At 62.8% G+C, this 21886-nt stretch carries 18 protein-coding genes and 1 riboswitch; of the genes, 13 read left to right on the top strand and 5 right to left on the bottom strand.

Annotated elements, in window-relative coordinates; all coding sequences use genetic code 11:
• The first annotated feature begins 465 nt into the window (after positions 1 to 465).
• Together H4W29_RS17385 and H4W29_RS17390 are read left to right on the top strand one after the other, a co-directional pair.
• Positions 466 to 1920 carry a cobyric acid synthase gene (locus tag H4W29_RS17385; RefSeq protein WP_192730014.1) on the top strand — a complete coding sequence of 485 codons (1455 nt, stop codon included), beginning with the start codon at positions 466 to 468 and terminating at the stop codon, positions 1918 to 1920.
• Positions 1921 to 2015: 95 nt separating this feature from the next.
• A complete protein-coding gene (locus tag H4W29_RS17390; RefSeq protein WP_192730015.1) occupies positions 2016 to 2786 on the top strand; it encodes an SDR family oxidoreductase in 771 nt (256 codons plus the stop codon).
• A gap of 31 nt (positions 2787 to 2817) precedes the next feature.
• Here the strand turns inward: H4W29_RS17390 and H4W29_RS17395 are convergent, their stop codons facing one another.
• On the bottom strand, positions 2818 to 4608 hold the full coding sequence (locus H4W29_RS17395; RefSeq protein ID WP_192730763.1) for a chloride channel protein: 1791 nt from the start codon (positions 4606 to 4608) through the stop codon (positions 2818 to 2820).
• 207 nt (positions 4609 to 4815) lie between these two features.
• Positions 4816 to 5208: riboswitch (cobalamin riboswitch) on the top strand.
• Positions 5209 to 5531: 323 nt separating this feature from the next.
• Here H4W29_RS17395 and cobU point away from each other — a divergent pair.
• Genes cobU through cobO form a run of 4 tightly spaced genes read left to right on the top strand, consistent with a single transcriptional unit; the run spans position 5532 to position 11863 of the window.
• On the top strand, positions 5532 to 6041 hold the full coding sequence (gene cobU, locus H4W29_RS17400) for a bifunctional adenosylcobinamide kinase/adenosylcobinamide-phosphate guanylyltransferase (RefSeq protein WP_192730016.1): 510 nt from the start codon (positions 5532 to 5534) through the stop codon (positions 6039 to 6041).
• Positions 6042 to 6045: 4 nt separating this feature from the next.
• A complete protein-coding gene (gene cobW / locus H4W29_RS17405; protein WP_192730017.1) occupies positions 6046 to 7092 on the top strand; it encodes a cobalamin biosynthesis protein CobW in 1047 nt (348 codons plus the stop codon).
• A gap of 8 nt (positions 7093 to 7100) precedes the next feature.
• Positions 7101 to 11234, top strand: coding sequence for a cobaltochelatase subunit CobN (cobN, locus tag H4W29_RS17410; RefSeq protein ID WP_192730018.1), 4134 nt, complete (start codon positions 7101 to 7103; stop codon positions 11232 to 11234).
• Positions 11231 to 11863 carry a cob(I)yrinic acid a,c-diamide adenosyltransferase gene (cobO, locus tag H4W29_RS17415; RefSeq protein ID WP_192730019.1) on the top strand — a complete coding sequence of 211 codons (633 nt, stop codon included), beginning with the start codon at positions 11231 to 11233 and terminating at the stop codon, positions 11861 to 11863. Before cobN ends, cobO begins: the two co-directional genes overlap by 4 nt.
• A 54-nt stretch (positions 11864 to 11917) precedes the next feature.
• Here cobO and H4W29_RS17420 read toward each other — a convergent pair whose 3' ends face one another.
• Positions 11918 to 12712 carry a helix-turn-helix domain-containing protein gene (locus H4W29_RS17420; RefSeq protein WP_192730020.1) on the bottom strand — a complete coding sequence of 265 codons (795 nt, stop codon included), beginning with the start codon at positions 12710 to 12712 and terminating at the stop codon, positions 11918 to 11920.
• The gene (locus H4W29_RS17425; protein WP_246517210.1) at positions 12712 to 13077 is read right to left on the bottom strand and encodes a nuclear transport factor 2 family protein; all 366 of its coding nucleotides are present in this window, start codon (positions 13075 to 13077) and stop codon (positions 12712 to 12714) included. The genes H4W29_RS17420 and H4W29_RS17425 overlap by 1 nt, the downstream gene beginning before the upstream one ends.
• 198 nt (positions 13078 to 13275) lie before the next feature.
• Here H4W29_RS17425 and H4W29_RS17430 point away from each other — a divergent pair, with 198 nt between their 5' ends.
• Positions 13276 to 13923 carry a cysteine hydrolase family protein gene (locus tag H4W29_RS17430; RefSeq protein ID WP_192730022.1) on the top strand — a complete coding sequence of 216 codons (648 nt, stop codon included), beginning with the start codon at positions 13276 to 13278 and terminating at the stop codon, positions 13921 to 13923.
• Here the strand turns inward: H4W29_RS17430 and H4W29_RS17435 are convergent.
• Positions 13920 to 14705 carry a TSUP family transporter gene (locus H4W29_RS17435; RefSeq protein WP_192730023.1) on the bottom strand — a complete coding sequence of 262 codons (786 nt, stop codon included), beginning with the start codon at positions 14703 to 14705 and terminating at the stop codon, positions 13920 to 13922. The two genes, H4W29_RS17430 and H4W29_RS17435, sit on opposite strands and share 4 nt — an antisense overlap.
• A 116-nt stretch (positions 14706 to 14821) precedes the next feature.
• On the opposite strand from H4W29_RS17435, the gene H4W29_RS17440 reads away from it, so the two are divergent.
• The 6 genes from H4W29_RS17440 (at position 14822) to cbiB (ending at position 20683) form a co-directional block, all read left to right on the top strand.
• Positions 14822 to 15241, top strand: a complete 420-nt coding sequence (locus H4W29_RS17440; protein WP_192730024.1) for a cobalamin biosynthesis protein — start codon at positions 14822 to 14824, stop codon at positions 15239 to 15241.
• A gap of 166 nt (positions 15242 to 15407) precedes the next feature.
• Positions 15408 to 16358 carry a nucleoside hydrolase gene (locus tag H4W29_RS17445; protein WP_192730025.1) on the top strand — a complete coding sequence of 317 codons (951 nt, stop codon included), beginning with the start codon at positions 15408 to 15410 and terminating at the stop codon, positions 16356 to 16358.
• 197 nt (positions 16359 to 16555) lie between these two features.
• Positions 16556 to 17404: a uroporphyrinogen-III C-methyltransferase gene (cobA, locus tag H4W29_RS17450; RefSeq protein WP_192730026.1), complete on the top strand. Its 849-nt coding sequence runs from the start codon at positions 16556 to 16558 to the stop codon at positions 17402 to 17404.
• Positions 17401 to 18708, top strand: coding sequence for a cobyrinic acid a,c-diamide synthase CobB (locus tag H4W29_RS17455; RefSeq protein ID WP_192730027.1), 1308 nt, complete (start codon positions 17401 to 17403; stop codon positions 18706 to 18708). The genes cobA and H4W29_RS17455 overlap by 4 nt, the downstream gene beginning before the upstream one ends.
• Positions 18705 to 19706 (top strand): threonine-phosphate decarboxylase CobD, encoded by a 1002-nt coding sequence (gene cobD / locus H4W29_RS17460; protein ID WP_192730028.1) that lies wholly within the window; start codon positions 18705 to 18707, stop codon positions 19704 to 19706. The genes H4W29_RS17455 and cobD overlap by 4 nt, the downstream gene beginning before the upstream one ends.
• Positions 19703 to 20683 (top strand): adenosylcobinamide-phosphate synthase CbiB, encoded by a 981-nt coding sequence (gene cbiB / locus H4W29_RS17465; RefSeq protein WP_192730029.1) that lies wholly within the window; start codon positions 19703 to 19705, stop codon positions 20681 to 20683. The genes cobD and cbiB overlap by 4 nt, the downstream gene beginning before the upstream one ends.
• Here cbiB and H4W29_RS17470 read toward each other — a convergent pair.
• A complete protein-coding gene (locus tag H4W29_RS17470) occupies positions 20680 to 21882 on the bottom strand; it encodes an MFS transporter (RefSeq protein ID WP_376776569.1) in 1203 nt (400 codons plus the stop codon). The two genes, cbiB and H4W29_RS17470, sit on opposite strands and share 4 nt — an antisense overlap.
• Positions 21883 to 21886 lie beyond the last annotated feature (4 nt).

Below are 21886 nucleotides of genomic sequence, written 5' to 3' on the forward strand. Positions count from 1 at the left end.
CCTACGGATTTGCTGCAAGAAATCAACTCTCCTTTCCGTGTTGTATCTGTAACTAAATTATTGAATTCGAAGAATTTATGCCCGCAGTTCATGAAGCTGCGGCTTGGAGTGCGATTGACGGAAATGCACGCTCGCGGCGAGGGTGAAAGCGGTTCCAAGTGAGTGAAAATCGGAAAAGTTCAAAAAAAGTCGAATTTTGCCTCCGGTTGGGCCTTCAATAACCATCCGGTAAGAATGTGCCGTTATCTGTTGTGACGCGGCGGGGGACAACCGCTGCTTTTCCGGATCAGGTGCTGCGTCCCGGAAAAAGCGAGCTTCATTGTGTAATGATGAAGGCGTCAGCGTTTTATGGCAAACCGCGTAGGGTTTATGGCCCGATCGCGGTTTTCGCGTTTCTGGCCCTCTGTTGACCGCGTGTCCACCCGCATTGTAGGCCTGCCGGAAATACTTCACGGATAGGCGCCAATGACCAAATCCATCATGCTGCAGGGAACCGGCTCGGATGTCGGCAAGACGGTGCTGGTGGCGGGGCTTTGCCGGCTGGCGGCCAATCGCGGCTTGAGGGTGCGGCCCTTCAAGCCGCAGAACATGTCGAACAATGCGGCGGTTTCCGACGATGGCGGCGAGATCGGCCGGGCGCAGTGGCTGCAGTCGCTTGCGGCCCGTACGCCATCATCGATGCATATGAACCCGGTGCTCTTGAAGCCGCAGTCGGAAAACGGCAGCCAGATCATCGTGCAGGGCAGGGTGTTCGGGCAGGCGAAGGGGCGCGACTATCAGCGGCTGAAGCCGCAGCTCATCTCTTCCGTGCTGGAGAGTTTCGCCAAGGTGTCCGAGGGTGCCGACCTCGTCATCGTCGAGGGGGCGGGGTCACCCGCCGAAATCAATCTCAGGGCCGGCGATATCGCCAATATGGGCTTTGCGACGCGGGCGAACGTTCCTGTCGTTCTCGTCGGCGATATCGATCGTGGCGGCGTGATCGCCTCGCTTGTCGGCACGCATGCAATCCTTTCCGAAGACGACCGCAAGATGATCTCGGGTTACATCATCAACAAGTTCCGCGGCGATGTAAGCCTGTTCGACGACGGCATTACATCCATCGGGCAGTTCACCGGCTGGCCCTGCTTCGGCGTCGTGCCCTGGCTGAAGCCGGCCGGACGGCTGCCCGCAGAGGATTCCGTCGTTCTGGAGCGGCTAGCCAAAAGCGAGCGAGGGGCGCTGAAGATCGCCGTGCCGGTGCTGCCGCGCATTGCCAATTTCGACGATCTCGATCCGCTACGGGCCGAGCCTGATGTCGAGCTCGTCTTCGTGCGCGCCGGCGAGCGGCTGCCAGCCGATGCAGCGCTCATCATCCTGCCGGGCTCGAAATCCACCATATCGGATCTCGCCGATCTCAGGGCGCAGGGATGGGACCGCGACCTTGCCGCCCATATGCGCCGCGGCGGCCGGGTGATCGGCATTTGCGGCGGCTACCAGATGCTCGGCCACAGGGTGTATGACCCGCTCGGCATCGAAGGTACGACGACAGAGATCGAAGGGCTTGGCCTGCTCGATGTCGAGACGGAGATGGCGCCGGAGAAGACGGTGCGCAACAGCGCTGCCCATTCAGCGGAATATGATGTGCCGCTATCAGGCTATCAGATCCACCTCGGCGTCACGCAAGGGGCCGATTGCGAACGGCCGGCGGCGATCGTCGACGGCTTGGCCGATGGGGCGGTTTCGGCCGACGGCCGGATCATGGGCACCTATCTGCACGGCCTCTTCGGCAGTGACGCTTACCGCGCCCGGCTGCTTCAAAGTTTTGGCCTCTCAGGCGAGGGCGGTAACTACCGCGAGAGCGTCGATCGGGCGCTCGACGAGGTCGCAGGCGGCCTGGAACAACATCTCGACCCGCGCTGGCTTGCAGGGCTGCTCGGCTAGGCCTGCGTTCATCGGCACCGCTCCGCTATTGCAAAATTAGTTGACTGAGTCCATTAATTATTGTTGCAACGCACCCAGTCGAGAGCGATGAAACCATGAGCATATTGGATAGATTTTCACTTGCGGGCCAGGTGGCGCTCGTGACCGGCGGCGGCCGCGGCCTGGGCTTCGAGATGGCACATGCACTTGCCGAGGCCGGCGCGCATGTCATCGTTACCGGGCGCACGGCGGCGACGCTGGAAGATGCCGTAAGGACCGTCCGCGCCGCCGGCGGCACGGCGCAGGCCGCCGCATTCGACATTGCCGACCGAGAGGCCCAGCGTGCGCTGATGGCCGACATCGAAAAGATCCATGGCCGTCTCGATATCCTGATTAACAATGTCGGCGCCCGCGACAGGCGGCCGCTGGCCGAATTCGACGACGATGCCATCATCGAATTGCTGCGCACCGATCTGGCCGCTGCGATAACGCTTTCGCGCGACGCAACCGTGCTGATGAAGCGGCGCAATTACGGCCGCCTGATTGCCGTGACCTCGATCAGCGGCCATGTCGTCATGCCCGGCGACTGCGTCTATCCGGCGGCCAAGCAGGGCCTGACCGGCCTGATGCGTGCCATGGCGGTCGAGTTCGGCCCACACGGCATCACCAGCAACGCGATTGCGCCCGGCTGGTTCGCCACCGAGACGAACGCGGCGATGGCTGCGAACGAGGAATTGATGCCCTTCGTGCGCCAGCGCATCCCCGTCCAGCGCTGGGGCCGCCCGGATGAGATTGCCGGCGCGGCGCTGTTTCTTGCAAGCGGTGCCGCCTCCTTCGTCAACGGACACATCCTGACCGTCGACGGTGGCATGACGGTCAGGATGTGAGCGGAGATTCTTGCGGCGTGCGGCAAAAGCCTCAGATCTCGCCTGAGACCTCGCGGCGGCGGCGGTCGAGTTCTTCGCTGTAGCGGCGCAGCGTGTGGCTTTCGCTAAGCTGGCCGATCACCTTGCGCTCGATGAGGTTGTTGACGACGGCGAGCGCTTCGCTTTCCGTCTTGTCGAAGATCGCGGCCGCCTGTTTGGCGTTCATCTGTGGCTGCAGGAAGTCGTTTTTATAGCGAATGAAATCGCCAAGATTCTGGGCTTCGTCCTGCGCGCTGGTGGGGTTGGCGTAGATTTCCGGCACGAGCACGAGGCCGGCATATTTGTCACCCTCATCGACGAGGATGACGCGCTGCGTCGAGCCGATGGGGAAAGCCTCCTTGAAGGCGTCCATCGTTATTCCAAGTTTTGCGGTCTTCACGTCTGATCGCATCAGCTTGTCTACGGTCAGGTTGCGGATCCAGCCGACATCATGGGCGCTGCGGATGCTTTCGCCGCGCAGGTGAAAGCGCCATGTGGCGAAGGAGTAGCCGAAGGTGGTGCGCACCACGAGCGAGGAGGTGATGACGGCGGCGAGCACCAGGGCGGTGATCGGGAAGTCGCCGGTAATCTCCAGCGCCAGGAAGGTCATGGTCAGCGGCCCGCCGATGACGGCGACGGCGAGCGAACTCATGCCGACCACGGCATAGATCACGGGCGTCAGCGTCGCATCGGCGAAATAGGGGGCGGAATAGGCAAACAGCTTGCCGAGCAGGGCACCCATGAAGAGCGATGCGAAGAACAGGCCGCCCCTGAAGCCGGAGCCGATGGAGACGGCTGATGCCACCGACTTCAGAAGGAAGAGGCCGATCAGCGCGGGAATGGTGATCTCATGGGCGAGGTTGAGATGCAGCGCGCCGTGACCGGCGGCAAGGACCTGCGGCGAGACCAGCGCCAGCAAGCCGACGACCAGGCCGCCGAGCGCCGGGCGAAAGGGCAGCGCGATGGAGCTCTTGCGCGCCAGTTCCTCGACGAAGGAGACGCCCTGCATGATGAGGATGCCGATGCCGGCGCAGAAGGCGCCGAGGGCGATCGCCGGGACGTAGTCGGCGGGCTGGACAGCGCCGAAGCTGCCGACATCGATGATGAAATCGCTGCCGGAGAGCAGTCGGGCGACCAGGGTAGCGACGAGGGCTGCGACGACGACAGGCGTCAGCGAAATGATGGTGTAGGTGCCGATGATCAGCTCGAAGGCATAGAAGGCACCGGTCAGCGGCGCATTGAAGGCGGCGGCGATGGCGCCGGCCGCGCCGCAGCCGACGAGGACGCGCATGTCGGAGCGGCGCAGCTGAAGCTTCAGGCCGAATTTCGAGGCGATGCCGGCTGCGAGCTGCGTATAGCCGGCCTCCAGTCCGACGGATGCGCCGAAACCGTTGGAAACGAGATTCTGGATGGCGACGAGGATGCTGTCGGTCAGCGACAGGCGGCCGCCATGCAGGGCATTGGCCTCGATCGGGTCGACCATCGGCTTCTTGCGCCATTTGGCGAGGATGAAGATCAAGAGGCCGAGCAGCATGCCGCCGGCAACCGGGGCGGTCATCAGCAGGAACTTGCTGTCGATCTCAGAGGCGCTGAGCCTCGTCGTGCCGTCTATGCCGAAGATCAGGCTGTGCATCTCTTCCGAGACATAGCTCATGGCGGTGACCGCAAGCCCCGATACGATGCCGACAAGCGCGCCGGCAAAGACCATGCCCATTTCGCTGTGGCGGATGAGCGCGCGCATGCGTCCCGGATCAAAGACGGTGCCAAGAGGGCCGAGGCGGCGAATATCCATTCGGGAGAGCATCATGGGGAAACTAGGCGGCAGGAATGAGGGTCAAGGGCGGAGCCGGCATCCGCATGAGCGGCAATTGCGGCAAAATACCGACTGGCCCGTAAAGTTTTTGTGACGTAAGCCTTTGATTAAAGACGATAATATCGGTAGTGTAAGTCGAGATGAACATGGGCGGGACGCTGCGCGGCAATTGACATGGGGGTTGCACGCGCCTAACCATGAATCCACATAATGGATGGTTCCGGATCGGCTAACGCCTTCCGGATGAAAAGGGAATGTGACGGGGCGGACCCAAGCCGGGCGCCTTTATCACAGCCGACCCCGCGACTGTAGAGCAGTAAGGGTCTTCCATCCGGCATTTTAACCGCCGCGCCGACGGTTTTGCATTCTGCAAGCGGGCAAGGCGGACAAGTGCCGGAAAAGCCACTGGAAATGCATCGTGATCAGCCGGGGCAGGACGCCTCTAATTCTACGAATCGTCCGCCTTTTCACGAGATGCAGCCGGGAAGGCGAGGCAGATCCGCTGGCACGATCAGGGGCGACCGTAACGGGTCGCCCCGGTCGGGGCCGTTAGCTGCGAGCCAGGAGACCTGCCGTCCGTGCCGGGCATAATGCCCAATCTGGGCGTTTTGCCCGCTGCCAGCACGGAGGTTGTCTTGGCTGAAGGATTTGATTCAGCGCTGCCTCCGGTGGTGCGATATAGTGGCGACGGCAGTGCGGTGCTTTTGGCCTCGTGCGTCGAGTATGTGGTACCCCCCTCTGTCCTGCCGGACATCTCCCCCACAAGGGGGGAGATTGAATCGCGGCGACGATCTCCCCAAACAATTGATGTAAGGCGATGGTCTCGCCTCTTGCCGATCTCCCCCCCTTGTGGGGGAGATGTCCGGCAGGACAGAGGGGGGTACCACACCCTCCGCTGCAAGAGGCGTCTGCGCATGACCACCACCCTCATCCTCGGCGGCGCCCGTTCCGGCAAATCCCGCTTTGCCGAAAATCTCATCACCACAAGCGGCCTCGAGCGCCATTACATCGCCACCGGCCGCGCCTGGGACGACGAGATGCAGGCGCGCATCAATCAGCACAGAGCCGATCGCGGCCCATCCTGGGCCACGCATGAGGAACCGCTCGATCTCGCCGAGCGCCTTGCCGCCATTGACGCGGAGGGCAGAGCAATCCTCGTCGATTGCCTGACGCTGTGGCTCACCAATCTGATGATGGAGGGGCGCGATATCGCCGCCCAGTCCGCCGCCCTTGCTGCCTTTCTGCCTGACGCAAAGGCGCGACTCGTCATCGTTTCCAATGAAGTCGGCCTCGGCATCGTGCCTGAGAACCGTATGGCACGCGAGTTTCGCGACCATGCCGGTCGGCTGCACCAAATGATCGCGGCAACTGCCGACGATGTCTATTTTATCGCGGCAGGCCTGCCGCTGAAAATGAAGGGTTAGTTCGATGCAGCAGAAAATTCCCGCAACCGTCATCACCGGCTTTCTCGGCGCCGGCAAGACGACCATGATCCGCAACCTGCTCACCAATGCTGGCGGCAAGAAGATCGCACTCATCATCAACGAGTTTGGCGATCTCGGTGTGGATGGCGACGTGCTGAAGGGCTGCGGCGCGGAAAACTGCACCGAGGATGACATCATCGAGCTCACCAATGGCTGCATCTGCTGCACGGTGGCCGACGATTTCATTCCGACCATGACCAAGCTTCTGGAGCGCGATCAGCGCCCCGACCATATCGTCATCGAGACCTCGGGCCTTGCCCTGCCGCAGCCGCTGGTCGCGGCCTTCAATTGGCCGGATATCAGAAGCGAAGTCACCGTCGATGGCGTCATCACCGTGGTCGACAGCGCCGCTGTCGCCGCAGGGCGTTTTGCCGATGACCACGATGCCGTCGATGCGCGTCGCGTCGAGGATGCATCGCTCGATCATGAAAGCCCGATCGAGGAGCTTTTCGAGGATCAGCTGACCTGTGCCGATCTCATAGTGCTCAACAAGACCGATCTCATTGATGCTGACGGCCTCGGCCGCGTGAAGAGCGAAGTCGCTTCGCGCATCGCCCGCAAGCCTGTCATGATCGAAGCGAAGAACGGCGAGGTGCCGGCAAGCGTGCTGCTCGGCCTCGGCATCGGCACGGAGGACGATATCGGCAACCGCAAGTCCCATCACGAGTTGGAGCATGAGGACGGCGAGCCGCATGATCACGACGAGTTCGACAGTTTCGTCGTCGAGCTCGGTGCGATCGCCGATACGGCCGCATTCGTCGAGAAGCTGAAGGGCATTATTGCCGAGCATGATGTGCTGCGCCTCAAGGGCTTCATCGATGTCTCGGGTAAGCCGATGCGCCTGCAGCTGCAGGCCGTGGGCGCCCGCATCGACCAGTATTTCGATCGCGCCTGGGCGCCGGGTGAAGCGCGCAGCACGCGCCTCGTCGTCATCGGCCTGCACGAGATGGATCAGGACGCGGTGCGCAAGGCGATCGAAGCGCTCGTCTGAGGTAAACAATGCATCTGCTTCTCGCTCAACAGGGAACGATCAGCGATGGCGACGAGGCGATCGACCTCGGCCAGTCGCCGGGCGATATCCTGTTCCTGTCGGCCGCCGATACCGAGCTTGCGGCGATTGCCGCGGCTCATGCCGGCGGGGCGATGGGGTATTCGCTGCGGCTTGCCAGCCTGATGAGCCTGAAGCATCCGATGTCGGTCGATACATACGTCGAACGCACGGCGCGGCATGCGAAGCTGATCATCGTGCGGGCGCTCGGCGGGGCGAGCTATTTCCACTATGTGCTGGAGGCGCTGCATGCAGTTGCAGCGCGGAATGGTGTGCTGATTGCGGTGCTGCCGGGGGATTCCAAACCGGATGCGGGGCTGACGCCGTTTTCGAATGTGGCGCTGGAGGATCTGAATGCGCTGTGGGCGTATCTGATCGAGGGCGGCGACGCGAATGCGCGGGGTTTTCTGGCCTATGCGGCGGCGATGCTCTCGGGCGAGGAGAAGCCAGCGCCGGCTGCACCGCTGATGAAGGCGGGGATCTGGTGGCCGGGGCGGGGGCTGGTTGGCGTTGATGAGTGGCGGCGGCTTATCTCCGCTTCGCCCTCTTCGGCTGTTGAGGATGTAGCACCCCCCTCTGTCCTGCCGGACATCTCCCCCACAAGGGGGGAGATCGACAAGCGGCAAGACCACCGCTCTACATCTGTTGTTTGGGGAGAAGCTCGCGGCGATTCAATCTCCCCCCTTGTGGGGGAGATGTCCGGCAGGACAGAGGGGGGTATTGCACACTCGACGGCCGAGGGTGCAACCGTCCGCCCAACTGTCGCCATCGCCTTCTACCGTGCCCTGGTGCAGAGCGGCGAAACCCGCCCCGTCGAAGCCTTGATCGAAGCTTTGCAGGCGCAAGGCCTACGCCCATTGCCGGTCTTCGCCTACAGCCTCAAGGATCCCGTCTCCAAGGGCATCCTTGAAACCATTTTCGCCGATCTCAAACCCGACGTCGTCATCAACACGACAGGCTTTGCCGTCTCTGCACCCGGCGCCGATCGCGAGCCGACCGTGCTGGAAACGAATGACGCGATCGTACTGCAGGCCATCTTTTCCGCTTCGTCGCGGGAGGCCTGGGCCGCCTCGTCGCAGGGGCTCTCGGCCCGCGATCTCGGCATGAATGTCGCGTTGCCGGAGGTGGATGGCAGGGTGCTGTCGCGCGCCGTCTCCTTCAAGGCTGCCGCCCGCTATGATGCCGCGGTCGAGGCCAATATCGTCTCCAGCGAGCCGGATGCCGGGCGCATGGCCTATGTGGCATCGCTTGCCGTCAACTGGGCGCGGCTGCGGCAGATGCCGGCGGCGAACAGGCGGGTTGCGCTCGTCATGGCGAATTATCCGAACCGTGACGGACGGCTCGGCAATGGCGTCGGCCTCGATACGCCGGCCGGCACGATCGAGGTGATGCGGGCGATGGAGAAGGCCGGTTATCCGGTCGCCGATATCCCTGATGATGGCGATGTGCTGATGCGGCACCTGATGGCGGGGCCGACCAATTCCGGCTTCGATGGCAAGGTCGTGCGCGAGACGCTTTCCCTGAATCGATATAAGGATTTCCTGGAATCTCTTCCTGCTCAGATTCAGGATGAAGTCAGCGCGCGCTGGGGTGCGCCGGAGGCCGATCCCTATGTCCGCGGTGGCGCTTTCGCGCTGCCTTTCGCCCGGTTCGGCGAGTTGCTGATCGGTATTCAGCCGGCACGCGGCTATAATATCGATCCGAAGGAAAGTTATCACTCGCCCGATCTCGTGCCGCCGCACGGCTATCTCGCCTTCTACGCTTTCCTGCGCGAGGAATTCGGCGCGCAGGCAGTGATCCACATGGGCAAGCACGGCAATCTGGAATGGCTGCCGGGCAAGGCGCTGGCGCTGTCGGAAGCCTGTTATCCCGAAGCGATCCTCGGGCCGCTGCCGCATCTCTATCCCTTTATCGTCAACGATCCAGGCGAGGGCACGCAGGCCAAGCGCCGCACTGCCGCCGTCATCATCGATCATCTGACGCCGCCTTTGACGCGGGCCGAGAGCTACGGGCCGCTCAAGGATCTGGAGGCGCTGGTCGATGAATATTACGAGGCGTCGGGTGGCGATCCCAGGCGTATCCGGTTGCTGTCGCGGCAGATCCTCGATCTCGTTGCCGATATCGGGCTGGATCGGGATGCGGGGATTGCAAAGGGTGAGAGCGAAGGCGAGGCGTTGAAGAAGCTCGATGCCTATTTGTGCGATCTCAAGGAGATGCAGATCCGCGACGGCCTGCATGTGTTCGGGGTGTCGCCGGAAGGGCGGTTGCTGACCGATCTCACCGTGGCGCTGGCGCGGGTGCCTCGCGGGTTGGGTGAAGGTGGGGATGCGAGTTTGCAGCGGGCGATTGCGGGGGATGCTGGGTTGGGTGTTGTGCTTGTGGCACCCCCCTCTGTCCTGCCGGACATCTCCCCCACAAGGGGGGAGATTGAATCGCGGGACCGGTTTCCCCAAACAACTGATGTGGGGCGACGATCTGGCCCCTTGTCGATCTCCCCCCCTGTGGGGGAGATGTCCGGCAGGACAGAGGGGGGTAACTCCACCTTCGACCCTCTCGATTGCGACATGGCCGCCACTTGGACTGGTCCATGTCCACCAATCCTAGGAGACCTCCTAGACGCCTCCTGGCGCACCAATGGCGACACCGTCGAGCGTATCGAACTGCTCGCAGCCAAGCTCGTTTCCGGCGAACTCGCATGCCCATCCCTCTGGTCCCAAACCAGAAGCGTCCTCGATGAAATTGAATCCCGCCTCAAACCCTCCATCCTCGCCTGCGGCCCTGCCGAAATCACCAGCCTGCTGCGCGGCCTCGATGGCCGTTTCGTGCCGCCCGGTCCATCCGGTGCACCGACGCGTGGGCGGCCTGACGTCTTGCCGACAGGGCGGAATTTCTACTCGGTGGACAGCCGCGCGGTGCCCACACCTGCCGCCTATGAACTCGGCAAGAAATCCGCCGAATTGCTGATCCGCCGCTATGTGCAGGATCACGGCGAATGGCCCGTTTCCTTCGGGTTGACGGCTTGGGGTACCTCCAACATGCGCACCGGAGGCGACGATATCGCCCAGGCCTTGGCGCTGATCGGCGTCAAGCCAGTGTGGGACATGGCCTCGCGGCGTGTCACCGGCTACGAGATCATCCCGCCGGCCATGCTGCGGCGACCGCGGGTGGACGTGACGTTGCGGATCTCTGGCTTCTTTCGCGATGCGTTTCCCGAGCAGATCGCGCTCTTCGACAAGGCGATCCGGGCCGTCGGCGCACTCGACGAGGATGCCGCCGACAATCCGATCGCCGGACGCATGCGCGGCGAGGAGAAGCGGCTAACCGCTGCCGGGCTCGATGAGAAGGCGGCGGCAAAGCGGGCCGGTTATCGCATCTTCGGCTCCAAGCCCGGCGCTTATGGCGCGGGCCTGCAGGCGCTGATCGACGAGAAGGGCTGGGAGCGGCGAGCGGATCTCGCCGAAGCCTATCTCGTCTGGGGCAGTTATGCCTATGGCGCGGGCGAGGAAGGTCGGGCCGAGCGCGGGGTGTTCGAGGAGCGGCTGCGCTCCATCCAGGCTGTCGTACAGAACCAGGACAATCGCGAGCATGACCTGCTCGACAGCGACGATTATTACCAGTTCGAAGGCGGCATGGCAGCGGCTGCCGAAGCGCTTGGCGGGGTGCGGCCGGCGATCTATCACAACGATCATTCGCGGCCGGAAAAGCCTGTGATCCGTTCTCTCGAGGAAGAGATCGGGCGGGTGGTGCGCGGACGCGTCGTCAATCCCAAGTGGATCGAGGGCGTGATGCGCCACGGGTACAAGGGTGCTTTCGAGATTGCGGCGACCGTCGATTATCTCTTTGCCTTTGCGGCGACGACCGGGGCTGTCGGCAACCACCATTTCGAGGCGGTCTACCAGGCCTTTGTTGCCGATCCCAAGGTGCGCGATTTCATGGCCGAAAAGAACCCGGCCGCGCTTTCCGAGATGAAGGAGCGGCTGATGGAGGCGATCGAGCGCAAGCTCTGGACGCCGCGCAGCAACTCGGCGCAATTCGATCTCACAGACATCAACGAAACCAGGAAAAGAGCAGGCAGCCAGTCATGAGCGAAGAGCCAGTCGTACCAGCCGAAAAGGACGATGCCCGTCACGCCGAGAAGATGGCGAAGAAGAAGGCCGCCCGTGACAAGATCATGGCGACCAAGGCAGATGAGAAGGGGCTGATCATCGTCCATACCGGCAAGGGCAAAGGTAAATCCTCGGCCGCCTTCGGCATGATCTTCCGCCATATCGCCCATGGCAAGCCGTCGGCCGTCGTGCAGTTCATCAAGGGTGCGATGTGGACGGGTGAGCGGGATCTGATCGAGAAGCATTTTGCCGATCTCTGCCAGTTCCACACGATGGGCGAAGGCTTTACTTGGGAGACGCAGGACCGGGCACGGGATGTGGCGGCGGCAGGTGCTGCCTGGGAAAAGGCCAAGGAGCTGATCCGCGACGAGCGCAATTCCATGGTGCTGCTCGATGAGATCAATATCGCGCTTCGCTACGACTATCTCGACGTCAACGAGGTGGTGGAGTTCCTGAAGACCGAGAAGCCGTACATGACGCATGTCGTGCTGACCGGCCGCAACGCCAAGGACGAACTGATCGAGATTGCCGATCTGGTGACCGAAATGGAGCTCGTCAAGCATCCCTTCCGCTCCGGCATCAAGGGCCAGCCGGGCGTGGAGTTCTGAGCAATTCCAGCAAAAGTGTCCGCGGTTTTGCATCCGGAATTGCGCGGAAAAGGTCTAATTGGCGAGATTGCCGCGCAGGATCGCGGCCGTCTCCTCATCGGCCGGGAAGAGCGTTTCGATCGCGAGTTCCGACAAGGTGATATCGACAGGCGTGCCAAAGACTGTTGTCGTCGAGATGAAAGAGAGAAGGCCGGCCTTGGTCGAAAGCTGCAGGGGAACGGCAACGCCGGCGAGGTCGGTGTGGGGCTCGGTCGCATCTTTCGGTGCAGGGTAGGAGAGCAGTTCCTTCAATAGCTTTTCCGACACGGGATCGCCCGAGACCGATATCTGCTGGCGCAGCCGGTCGAGAAGATGGGCGCGCCATTCCGAGAGGTTGACGATATATGATGCCAGGCCCTGCGGATGCAGGCTGAGGCGCAGCACGTTGACCGGTGGTTCCAGCAAAGTCGGATCCGCAACGGCTTCGAGCAGCGGCGCCAGGGCGGCGTTGGCGGCGATGAGCGTCCAGTGGCGGTCGATGGCGATAGCGGGGTAGGGCTCGTGGCCTTTCAGCACCCTGTCGATAGCACGCCGTGCGGGGAGAAGGGCGGGGTCGTCCAGCTTGCGTTCGGCAAAGACGGGCGCGAAACCCGCCGCCAGAAGCAGCGGGTTGCGGTCCCGCAAGGGCACTCCGAGCCGTTCGGCGAGATGCAGCAGCATTTCGCGGCTCGGGGTCGAGCGCCCGCTCTCGATGAAGCTCAGGTGCCGTTGCGAAATATCGGCTTCCAGTGCGAGGTCGAGCTGGCTCATGCGGCGGCGCTGGCGCCATTCGCGCAGGTGATCTCCGAGAGAGCGGGCGGTCGGGGTCATCAGGCGGCTTCCGGCAGGAGATCGATGAAGCCGCGGACGGATTTCAGCTTGCCGCCTTCGAGCTCGGCGAAATCCGTGCCCTTGATCAGCGCTTCGCCATTGTCGGGGCCGAGGCCCCAGGAGAAGCGCAGGTTGTCGCCATAGCCATCGGCCGTGCCGATCAGTTCGAAGCGGAAGCCGGGGAAGCGGCTCTGCACGGCTTCGACCAGCGAATTGATCTGCTCATGGCCTTCGCCGCGCATCAGCGGGTCGACATAGGTCGCGGCTTCCGTCCAGCTCTCGGCGATCAGCGCACGGCGACGGGCGGCATCCGTCTCGTTCCAGATTGCGAGGTAGCGCTCGGCGTTGGTCTTTGCTTCGTTCATCGGGTCATCTCCTTTTGATCGCCCGTCATGTTCAGGCAGGGCGATCATCGGCGAAAGCGGTGCAACCTATCAATTACGCGGGAGGTAATGGAAGTCCGATTGCCGGAGTCAAATCCAGGTCGCGGCTTGGTGATTTGACAGGTGAGGAGCGAGCCCGAAGATTTGCGGCAACTCTTTTGCCCCCGGAGGATAAATTCCATGAAAACCGGCTCCTGCAAGGCTTTAGCCGCATTCACCCTCGCACTTCTCGGCGCTTCGGCCACGCAAGCGAATGTGATCGACGACTGGAATACGATCAAGGTCCCCGCTGCACCGGTGCTGAAGCCGGTCAGCGTGAATATTTCGGATACGGCGCTGCTGCTGCTCGATTTCAATGGTGCGCAGGACCCATCGAAAGGGCCTTGCAACACGAAGACCAAGCCCCGCTGCATCGCCTCGCTGCCGAAGGTGGAGAAGCTTCTGAGCGAGGCGCGCAAGAGCGGCGTGCCCGTCATCTACAGTATCACCGGCGGCGCCACGAAGGGCGATATCGCCAGCGTATTGGCGCCGAGAGAGGGCGATCCGGTGGTGCAGGGCGGTGCCAACAAGTTCATCAACACCGATCTCGAAAAGATCCTGACCGAAAAGCACATCAAGACCATCATCGTGACCGGCACGGCATCCGAAGGGGCGGTGCTGAATACGGCATCCTATGCGGCGCTGAAGGGCATGAACATCATCCTGCCCGTCGACGGCATGTCGTCGGCCGATCCCTATGCCGAGCAATATGTCGCCTGGCATTTTGCCAATGCGCCAGGTGTTTCGGCCAAGACGACATTGACCACGGTTGATGAGATCAAATTCTAGACGCCAAGCCAGACACGCAGCGGGTTTTCGGGATCGGAGAGCAGCTTTATCGCAAAGGCGATGCAGACGATGACGAGCAGCGGCTTGATGAGCCTTGCGCCGATGCGCATGGCTAGCCGCGAGCCGAGCTGCGCGCCGAGGAACTGGCAGGCACCCATCAGCAGGCCGATCTTCCAGAGCGTGGCGCCGAAGCTTGCGAAGACGATGAGCGCGCCGAAATTCGAGCCGAGATTGAGAAGCTTGGTGTGGGCGGTCGCCTTCAGCATCCCGAAGCCGGCGAGCGTGACGAAGGCCAGCATGAAGAAGGAGCCGGTGCCGGGGCCGAAAACGCCGTCATAGAAGCCGATGACCGGGACGAGTGTCAGGCCGAACAGGAAGGGCGTCATGCGTCTGTGCGTATCGACGTCGTTGAGGTTCGGTTTGACGGCGAAGAAGATGGCGATTGCCACCAGGAGTACCGGCATGACGGCCCGTAGCACCTGGCCGGGGACGAGTGTGGCGAGTGCCGCACCAAGCGAGCCGCCCATGACGGCCATGAGCGCCATCGGCAATTGTTCCGAAAGCTTCACATGCCCCTTGCGGGCATAGGCGATGGTTGCCGAGGCCGCACCGAAGAGGGACTGCACCTTGTTCGTGCCGAGCGTCTGCAGCGGCGGGATGCCTGCAATCAGCATGGCGGGAACGGTGATGAGGCCGCCGCCGCCGGCAATAGAATCGACGAAACCGGCAAAGAAGGCCGCCGCGCAGAGCAGCAGAAGCAGATGGATGGCAATGTCAGGCAAGATGCTATTCCGGGAGGGGTATGTGAAGGCGGGAGCTTTCGGGCGGCCTTGTTGCATTTCCGGCCTCAAGCTGCAATGGCTCCCTGGACACAGCGGGGCGCAATCAGCTGATGGCAATGAGCGAAATCACCATCGATGAGACGAAGCGGCATGTGCTCGGCCTAGGCTGCGAGCGCGGGACGTCTGATAGTGAGGTGATGGCGCTTGCTATCGAGGCGCTGGACGCGGCCGGTATTGATGCGGCGCAGCTTGCCGCCGTTGCTTCGATCGATAGCCGGAGCGAAGAGACGGCGATCCTTGCCGTTGCAGCGCATTTTTCCGTGCCTGCCGTGTTCTTCGATGCGGCGCGGCTGGAGGAAGAGACGCCGCGGCTTAAAAATCCCTCCGCGATCGTCTTTGCCCGTGTCGGCTGCCATGGGGTGGCGGAAGCGGCAGCGCTTGCCGCTCTTGGTGCGGATGCGGAGCTAGTGCTCGGCAAGATCAAATCTCAGCATGCGACAGTAGCCGTCGCCCGCATCGGGTTGCAGAAAGCCTGACGGGCGTTATGGTGGCGCATCTCGCGGCGCTGTCCGGCTGCCAGCGATTCGAATCCGGGGCATTTTCGTTTTTTGAATCACGAATGTGCTCTATCCCTTTGTTTTCACGCAATTCCTGGCGCTAGGCCGTTGCGCGTTTTTGCCGGAATTGTTCTGGAGGATACATATGCACAAGGTCATTTATGACACGGATCCGGGCGTCGACGACGCAATGGCGTTGCTTTTCCTGCACCGGCATCCCGAGATCGACCTGATCGGTATCACCACTGTCTTCGGCAATGCATCGATCGAGACGACGACGCGCAATGCGCTGTTCCTGAAGCAGGAATGGGATATCGCGGCCCCCGTTGCCAAGGGCGCAAGTGTCACCATCGATCCTTCGAGGCATGAGCGTCCGTGGCCGACCATGGTGCATGGCGAGAATGGCCTCGGTGACATGCCGGTGCCCGACGTGATCGATCTGCCGCTCGATCCGCGGCCGGCATATCGCTTTATCATCGAGACCGTGCGGGCCAATCCGGGCGAGGTGACGCTGGTCGCCGTCGGCCGCATGACCAATCTGGCGCTGGCGCTGAAGGAAGATCCCGAGATTGCCAAGCTCGTGAAAGACGTCGTCATCATGGGCGGCAACTTCTATGTGCCGGGCAATGTCTCGCCGGTTGCCGAAGCCAATATTCATGGCGATCCAGAAGCTGCCGATATCGTCCTGACCGCGCCGTGGAAGGTCGTCGTCATCGGTCTCGATGTCACCTCGATCACCACGATGAGCCGCAGCTATCTCGCTGAGATGGCCGCCAAGGGCGACAAGGCGGTCAAGCAGCTCAACACGCTTTCGCAGTCCTATATCGATTTCTATAAGCACGCCGTCGAGGACGGCATGATGGTGCATGACAGCTGCGCCAGCGTCTATGTCGTGGCGCCGGAACTGTTCGAAACGATCACGGGTGCGGTGCGCGTCGTTTGCGGCGGCATTGCCGATGGCCTGACTGTCATCAAGCAGGACAGCCGCCGCTTCCCGCCGGGCGACTGGGATGGCCTGCCGAGCCAGGTGGTTGCGACCGGTATCGAGTCGGAGAAGGTGCTCTCCCTGATCCGCGATACGCTGCTGCGCGTCTGATTGCCTCAGGCGGGCCGGCCTTGCATGCCTGCGGCCGGCCCGTTTCCATATTCTGGAATCCAATCAAATTGTTATATGCGTTTGTTCTGAAGCTGATTCCGCTTCTTCGAAAATTGAGTCTCGGCCGTTTCGTCAACTTCCGGTGCGCTGCCACTGATGGCGTTGACCTCGTCATCTGGCGGGCCTAGATCAGCGGGATGATAGATCGCGCATTCTCACATCTGCCGACGCTGGAGCCGGGCTGCGTCTGGCTTGTCGGCGCCGGTCCGGGCGACCCGGGCCTGTTCACTCTGCTTGCCGCCAAGGGGTTGGCGGAAGCCGATGTGATCGTCCATGACGCGCTGGTCAACGAGGAATGTCTGAAGCTCGCGCGCCTTGGCGCGGAGCTCGAATATGCGGGAAAACGCGGCGGCAAGCCCTCGGCCAAGCAGCGGGATATTTCTCTGAGATTGGTGGAGCTTGCGCGGGCCGGAAAGCGCGTGCTGCGGCTGAAGGGTGGCGATCCCTTCGTCTTCGGGCGCGGCGGGGAAGAGGCGCTGACGCTGGTCGAGCACAATATCCCGTTCCGCATCGTGCCGGGCATTACAGCAGGCATCGGAGGGCTTGCTTATGCCGGCATTCCGGTCACCCATCGCGACATCAACCATGCCGTGACCTTCCTCACCGGCCATGATTCCTCCGGCGTCGTGCCTGACGCGATCAATTGGGAAGCGATCGGCAAGGGCTCGCCCGTGATCGTCATGTATATGGCGATGAAACATATTGCCCAGATCAGCGCCAATCTGATTGCATCGGGCCGTTCGGCATCCGAGCCTGTCGCCTTCGTCTGCAATGCGGCGACCGGCGACCAGCAGGTGCTGGAAACCACGCTTGGAGAAGCGCCTGCAGCCGTTGCCGCCTCTGGACTAGAGCCGCCAGCGGTCGTCGTGGTCGGCGAGGTGGTACGGCTTCGCGCTTCGCTTGATTGGCTTGGCGCGCTCGGCGGCCGCCGCCTGCAGCCCGATCCCTTTCGTCATGCCGGCCGGCAGGGAAAGGAGACGGCATGAGCGGGTTGCTGATCGCTGCGCCATCCTCCGGCTCCGGCAAGACCACGGTGACACTCGGGCTGCTCCGGGCGCTGCGCAATCGCGGCGTGGCCGTTGCGCCCGGCAAGGCTGGTCCCGATTATATCGATCCGGCCTTCCATGCTGCCGCGAGCGGTTCGCTCTGTCTGAATTTCGATCCCTGGGGCATGCGGCCGGAGCTGATTTCGGCCAATGCGACGCTGCATCGTTCCGGCGACCGCGTGCTGCTCATCGAGGGCATGATGGGCCTGTTCGACGGGGCGGCGGACGGGCGCGGCACGGCCGCCGATCTTGCGGCCCAGCTCGGGCTTTCCGTGGTGCTGGTCGTCGATGCCTCGCGGCTGTCGCAATCGGTGGCGCCGCTCGTCAGCGGTTTTGCCGGGTTTCGCGCCGATGTGCGCATTGCAGGCGTCATCCTCAACAAGGTCGGCAGCGACCGGCATGAAATGATGCTGCGCCAGGCGCTGGAGAAGATCCGCATGCCCATCGTTGCCGTTATCCGCAAGGATGCGATGCTGGCTTTGCCGGAGCGGCATTTGGGGTTGGTGCAGGCGGGCGAGCATAGAGCGCTCGAGGAGTTCATCGACTATGCGGCCAATGCCGTTTCCGAAGAGTGCAATTTCGAATTTCTCATGCGCATCGCGCGGCAGGGCATGAACCGGCCGTCGGCTGCCAATATTGCCAGGCTGATGCCCTTTGGCCGGCACATTGCCGTTGCCCGCGATATCGCCTTTGCCTTCTGCTACGAGCATATGCTGCTCGGTTGGCGGCGGCGCGGCGCGGAGATTTCCTTCTTCTCACCGCTCGCCGACGAAGCTCCGTCCGACGCTGCCGATGCGATCTATCTTCCGGGTGGTTATCCCGAACTGCATGCGGGCAGGCTCGCAGCTTCGCAGAATTTTGCAGCGGGCATGAAGGCTGCGGCGGCGCGCGGCGTGCGCATCTATGGCGAATGCGGCGGCTACATGGTGCTCGGCGAGGGCCTGATCGACGGGGGAGGCGTGCGCCATGAAATGCTCGGCCTGCTGCCGGTCGTCACCAGTTATGAGACGCGCAAGCGGCATCTCGGCTATCGCCGTGTCACGCCGCTCGTCGGCGCCTTCTTCGACAAGCCGATGACGGCGCATGAATTCCACTATTCGACGATTGTCTCCGAAGGGGAGGCCGACCGGATGTTTGCCACGCAGGATGCGCTCGGCAACGATCTCGGCCTAGCCGGCTTGCGGCGCGGGCAGGTGGCCGGCTCCTACATGCATCTGATCGATCTTGCGGGAGCAGCCGCATGAATGCGCCGATCGTGCATGGCGGCGGCATCACCGCTGCGGCTGCGAGTTTCGGCGGCCGGCTGGAGGACTGGCTGGATCTTTCGACCGGCATCAATCCCAATCCGGTGGCGCTGCCGGAGATCCCTGTAAGGGTGTGGCACCGGCTGCCGGACCGGCATCTGGTCGAGACGGCGCGGCACGCGGCGCGGGATCATTATCGCAGCGGTACGATCCTGCCGCTGCCGGTTCCTGGCACGCAGTCGATCATTCAGCTCCTGCCGCGGCTTGTTCAGCCAGGTAAGCGGGTGGCCATCCTGTCGCCGACCTATGGGGAATACGCTCGCGCTTTCAGCTCCGCTGATTTTGTGGTCGATGCGGTCAGCGATATCGATGACATCGGTGCGGAGCATGGGCTGGCGGTCGTCGTCAATCCGAACAATCCGGATGGCCGGATCCATGCGGCCGACAGGCTGGAAGCGCTGCATGACCGGCTGAAGTCGGGAGGCGGCTTTCTGGTCGTCGACGAAGCCTTCGGCGATATGAGCCCGGAAACGAGCCTTGCTCCGCGTGCGGCAGGGCTTTCGAACCTGATCATCTTCCGTTCCTTCGGAAAATTCTTCGGGCTGGCGGGGCTGCGGCTGGGCTTTGCCATTGCGCGGGGCGATATTCTCGAGCGTTTCGAGGACTGGCTCGGCCCCTGGGCCGTATCCGGGCCGGCGCTTGCGATTGCCGGTTCGCTGCTGAATTCTGATGTCTCCGGGATCGCCGGCTCGATTGCCGAGCGACAGGCAGGCCTCCATGCGGTGCTTGCCGGGGCCGGCCTCGTCATTGCCGGTGGTACGCCGCTTCTTACGCTTGTTGCCGACGCCAGAGCCGGTGACATTTACACGACTCTCTGCCGCCATCATATTCTCGTCCGCCGGTTCGATTACGCGCCGGACTGGCTGCGCTTCGGCCTCGCACCGGATGCTGCTGATGATGCAAGACTTGCTGCGGCCCTTCGGAGCTTTGACCGATGAATATCGATGAACATTTTCTCGTGCTGGTTCTGGCGCTGCTGCTCGACCGCATCATCGGCGATCCGCAATGGCTGTGGACGCGCGTGCCGCATCCGGTCGCCATCTTCGGCCGGGCGATCGGCTATTTCGACCAGCATTTCAACCGAGAGAGCTTAAGCAAAGCGCAGCGCCGGCAGAATGGCGTGGTGGCGATCCTCGTGCTCTCGGCACTCGCCATCGTCACCGGCCTGGTGCTGCACTGGTTCTTCATGCTCTTCGGCCCCGTCGGTATCCTGCTCGAAGTCTTCTGCGTGGCGATTTTTCTGGCGCAGAAGAGCCTGTCGGATCATGTCGCGGCGGTCGCAGCGGCGCTGAAGAGCGAAGGCCTTGTCGGCGGACGCAAGGCGGTGTCGCGCATCGTCGGGCGCGATCCGGAAACGCTGGATGAGCCCGGTGTCTGCCGTGCGGCGATCGAGAGCCTCGCCGAGAATTTTTCCGATGGCGTGGTGGCGCCGGCCCTCTGGTTTGCGATCTTCGGCCTGCCGGGCCTGTTCTTCTACAAGATGCTGAATACGGCGGATTCGATGATCGGCCATCGCTCGGAGAAATATGTCGATTTCGGCTGGGCTTCTGCCCGGCTCGACGATATCGCCAACTGGCCGGCCGCGCGTCTCTCCATCCTGCTGATCGCCGTCGGTGCCGGCATCCGGCGCGACACGACCGCCTTCCGTGATGCGTTCAAGGTCGGTATCCGCGACGGCAAGCTGCACCGCTCGCCGAATTCCGGCCGCCCGGAAGCGGCCATGGCCGGCGCGCTCGATCTCCAGCTTGCCGGCCCGCGCGTCTATTCGGGTGTGGTGGTGCGTGAGCCTATGATCAACGGCACGGGCCGCGACGTGGCGACGGCGGGCGACGTCGAGGACGGGATTTCGGTCTTTCAGGCGAGCTGCATGGCGCTGACGCTGCTTACCTTCGTCGCCTTCGTCTGCCTGCTTTAGCGTCGCCGATTCTCCGCCATCAAAAGTAACGCCAAGACACAACCCAGCAGGCCAAGCGATAGCGGCAGGCCCTGATGGCCGATCAACTGCATCGCCACGCCCGTCGCGGGCGAGCCTGCGATGCCGCCGAGGCCCCAGACGAGGGCGAAGGCGGCGTTGCCGGCGATCAGAGACTGGCCGGTGAAGCGTTCGCCGAGCTGGATCAGCGACAGGGTGTAGATGCCGAATGAGACGCCGCCCCAGGCGAAAAACAGCGGCCAGATGAGCCACGTATCGAAGAGCAGCGGCAGGAGCAGGCAGCCGGCGAGCGAGGCGAACACGCAGAAGAGCAGGGTAGGGTGCGAGCCGAATTGTTCGGCGAGGCGGCCGAGGACGATCTGCAGCACGGCATTGCCTGCGATGAAGCAGGTGATCAGCGCGGCGATGCGCGGTTCGGGGCTACCGAGGGCGGCCCCATAGACGGCAAAGAGGGCAAGCAGGATCTGTTCGAAACCGGCGGCGACGAAGACGGCGGCGAGCAGGAGCGGTGCCAGCGTGAAGAAGCCGCCGACAGATATGGTTTCGCCCTCCTGCGGCATGTCGGGCAGTCGTCTTGCGACGGCAAGCACGATCAGGCCGCAGACGAGGAAGGCGAAAATGCCGATCAGGAAGGGTGGCCAGCCCTCCGTTCCGACAAGGCCGAGAGATAGCGGGCCGATGGCGAAGCCGCCTGATACGACGGACGAGTAGAGGCCCATGATGCGGCCACGGCGCGCGGCGGGCGTGATGGCGAGCAGCCAGGTTTCGCTGATCACGTAGAGCGGATTGGCGAAGACGCCGAGCAGGAAGCGCAGCGGCATCCAGGCCCAAAGATCCTGCGTCCAGGCAATGGCGATCAGGCTGAGTGCTGCAAGGATAGAACAGAGGATGGCAAGCCGCCCGGCGCCCACGCGATGTGACAGGGCAGGAATGAAGGGTGCGGAGAAAATGAAGCCTGTTGGCGTCATGGCGGCCGAGAGGCCGATCATGCCTGATGATGTTCCCTGCCGCTCCAGAATGAAGCTCAGAAGCGGATAGGTCAGGCCCTGCGCCATGGCGAAGATCGTGACGGTGGCGATGATGCCTGCCATCGCGGCCCACGGAATGCGATCTTCGCTTGACGATATCGGGCTGCGCGGGTCGATCGTTGCGGCTGGAGGAAACTGAGTGTTGTCTGTCATCGGA

Origin of the sequence: Rhizobium viscosum (assembly GCF_014873945.1) — a bacterium.
Taxonomy (GTDB): Bacteria; Pseudomonadota; Alphaproteobacteria; order Rhizobiales; family Rhizobiaceae; genus Rhizobium; species Rhizobium viscosum.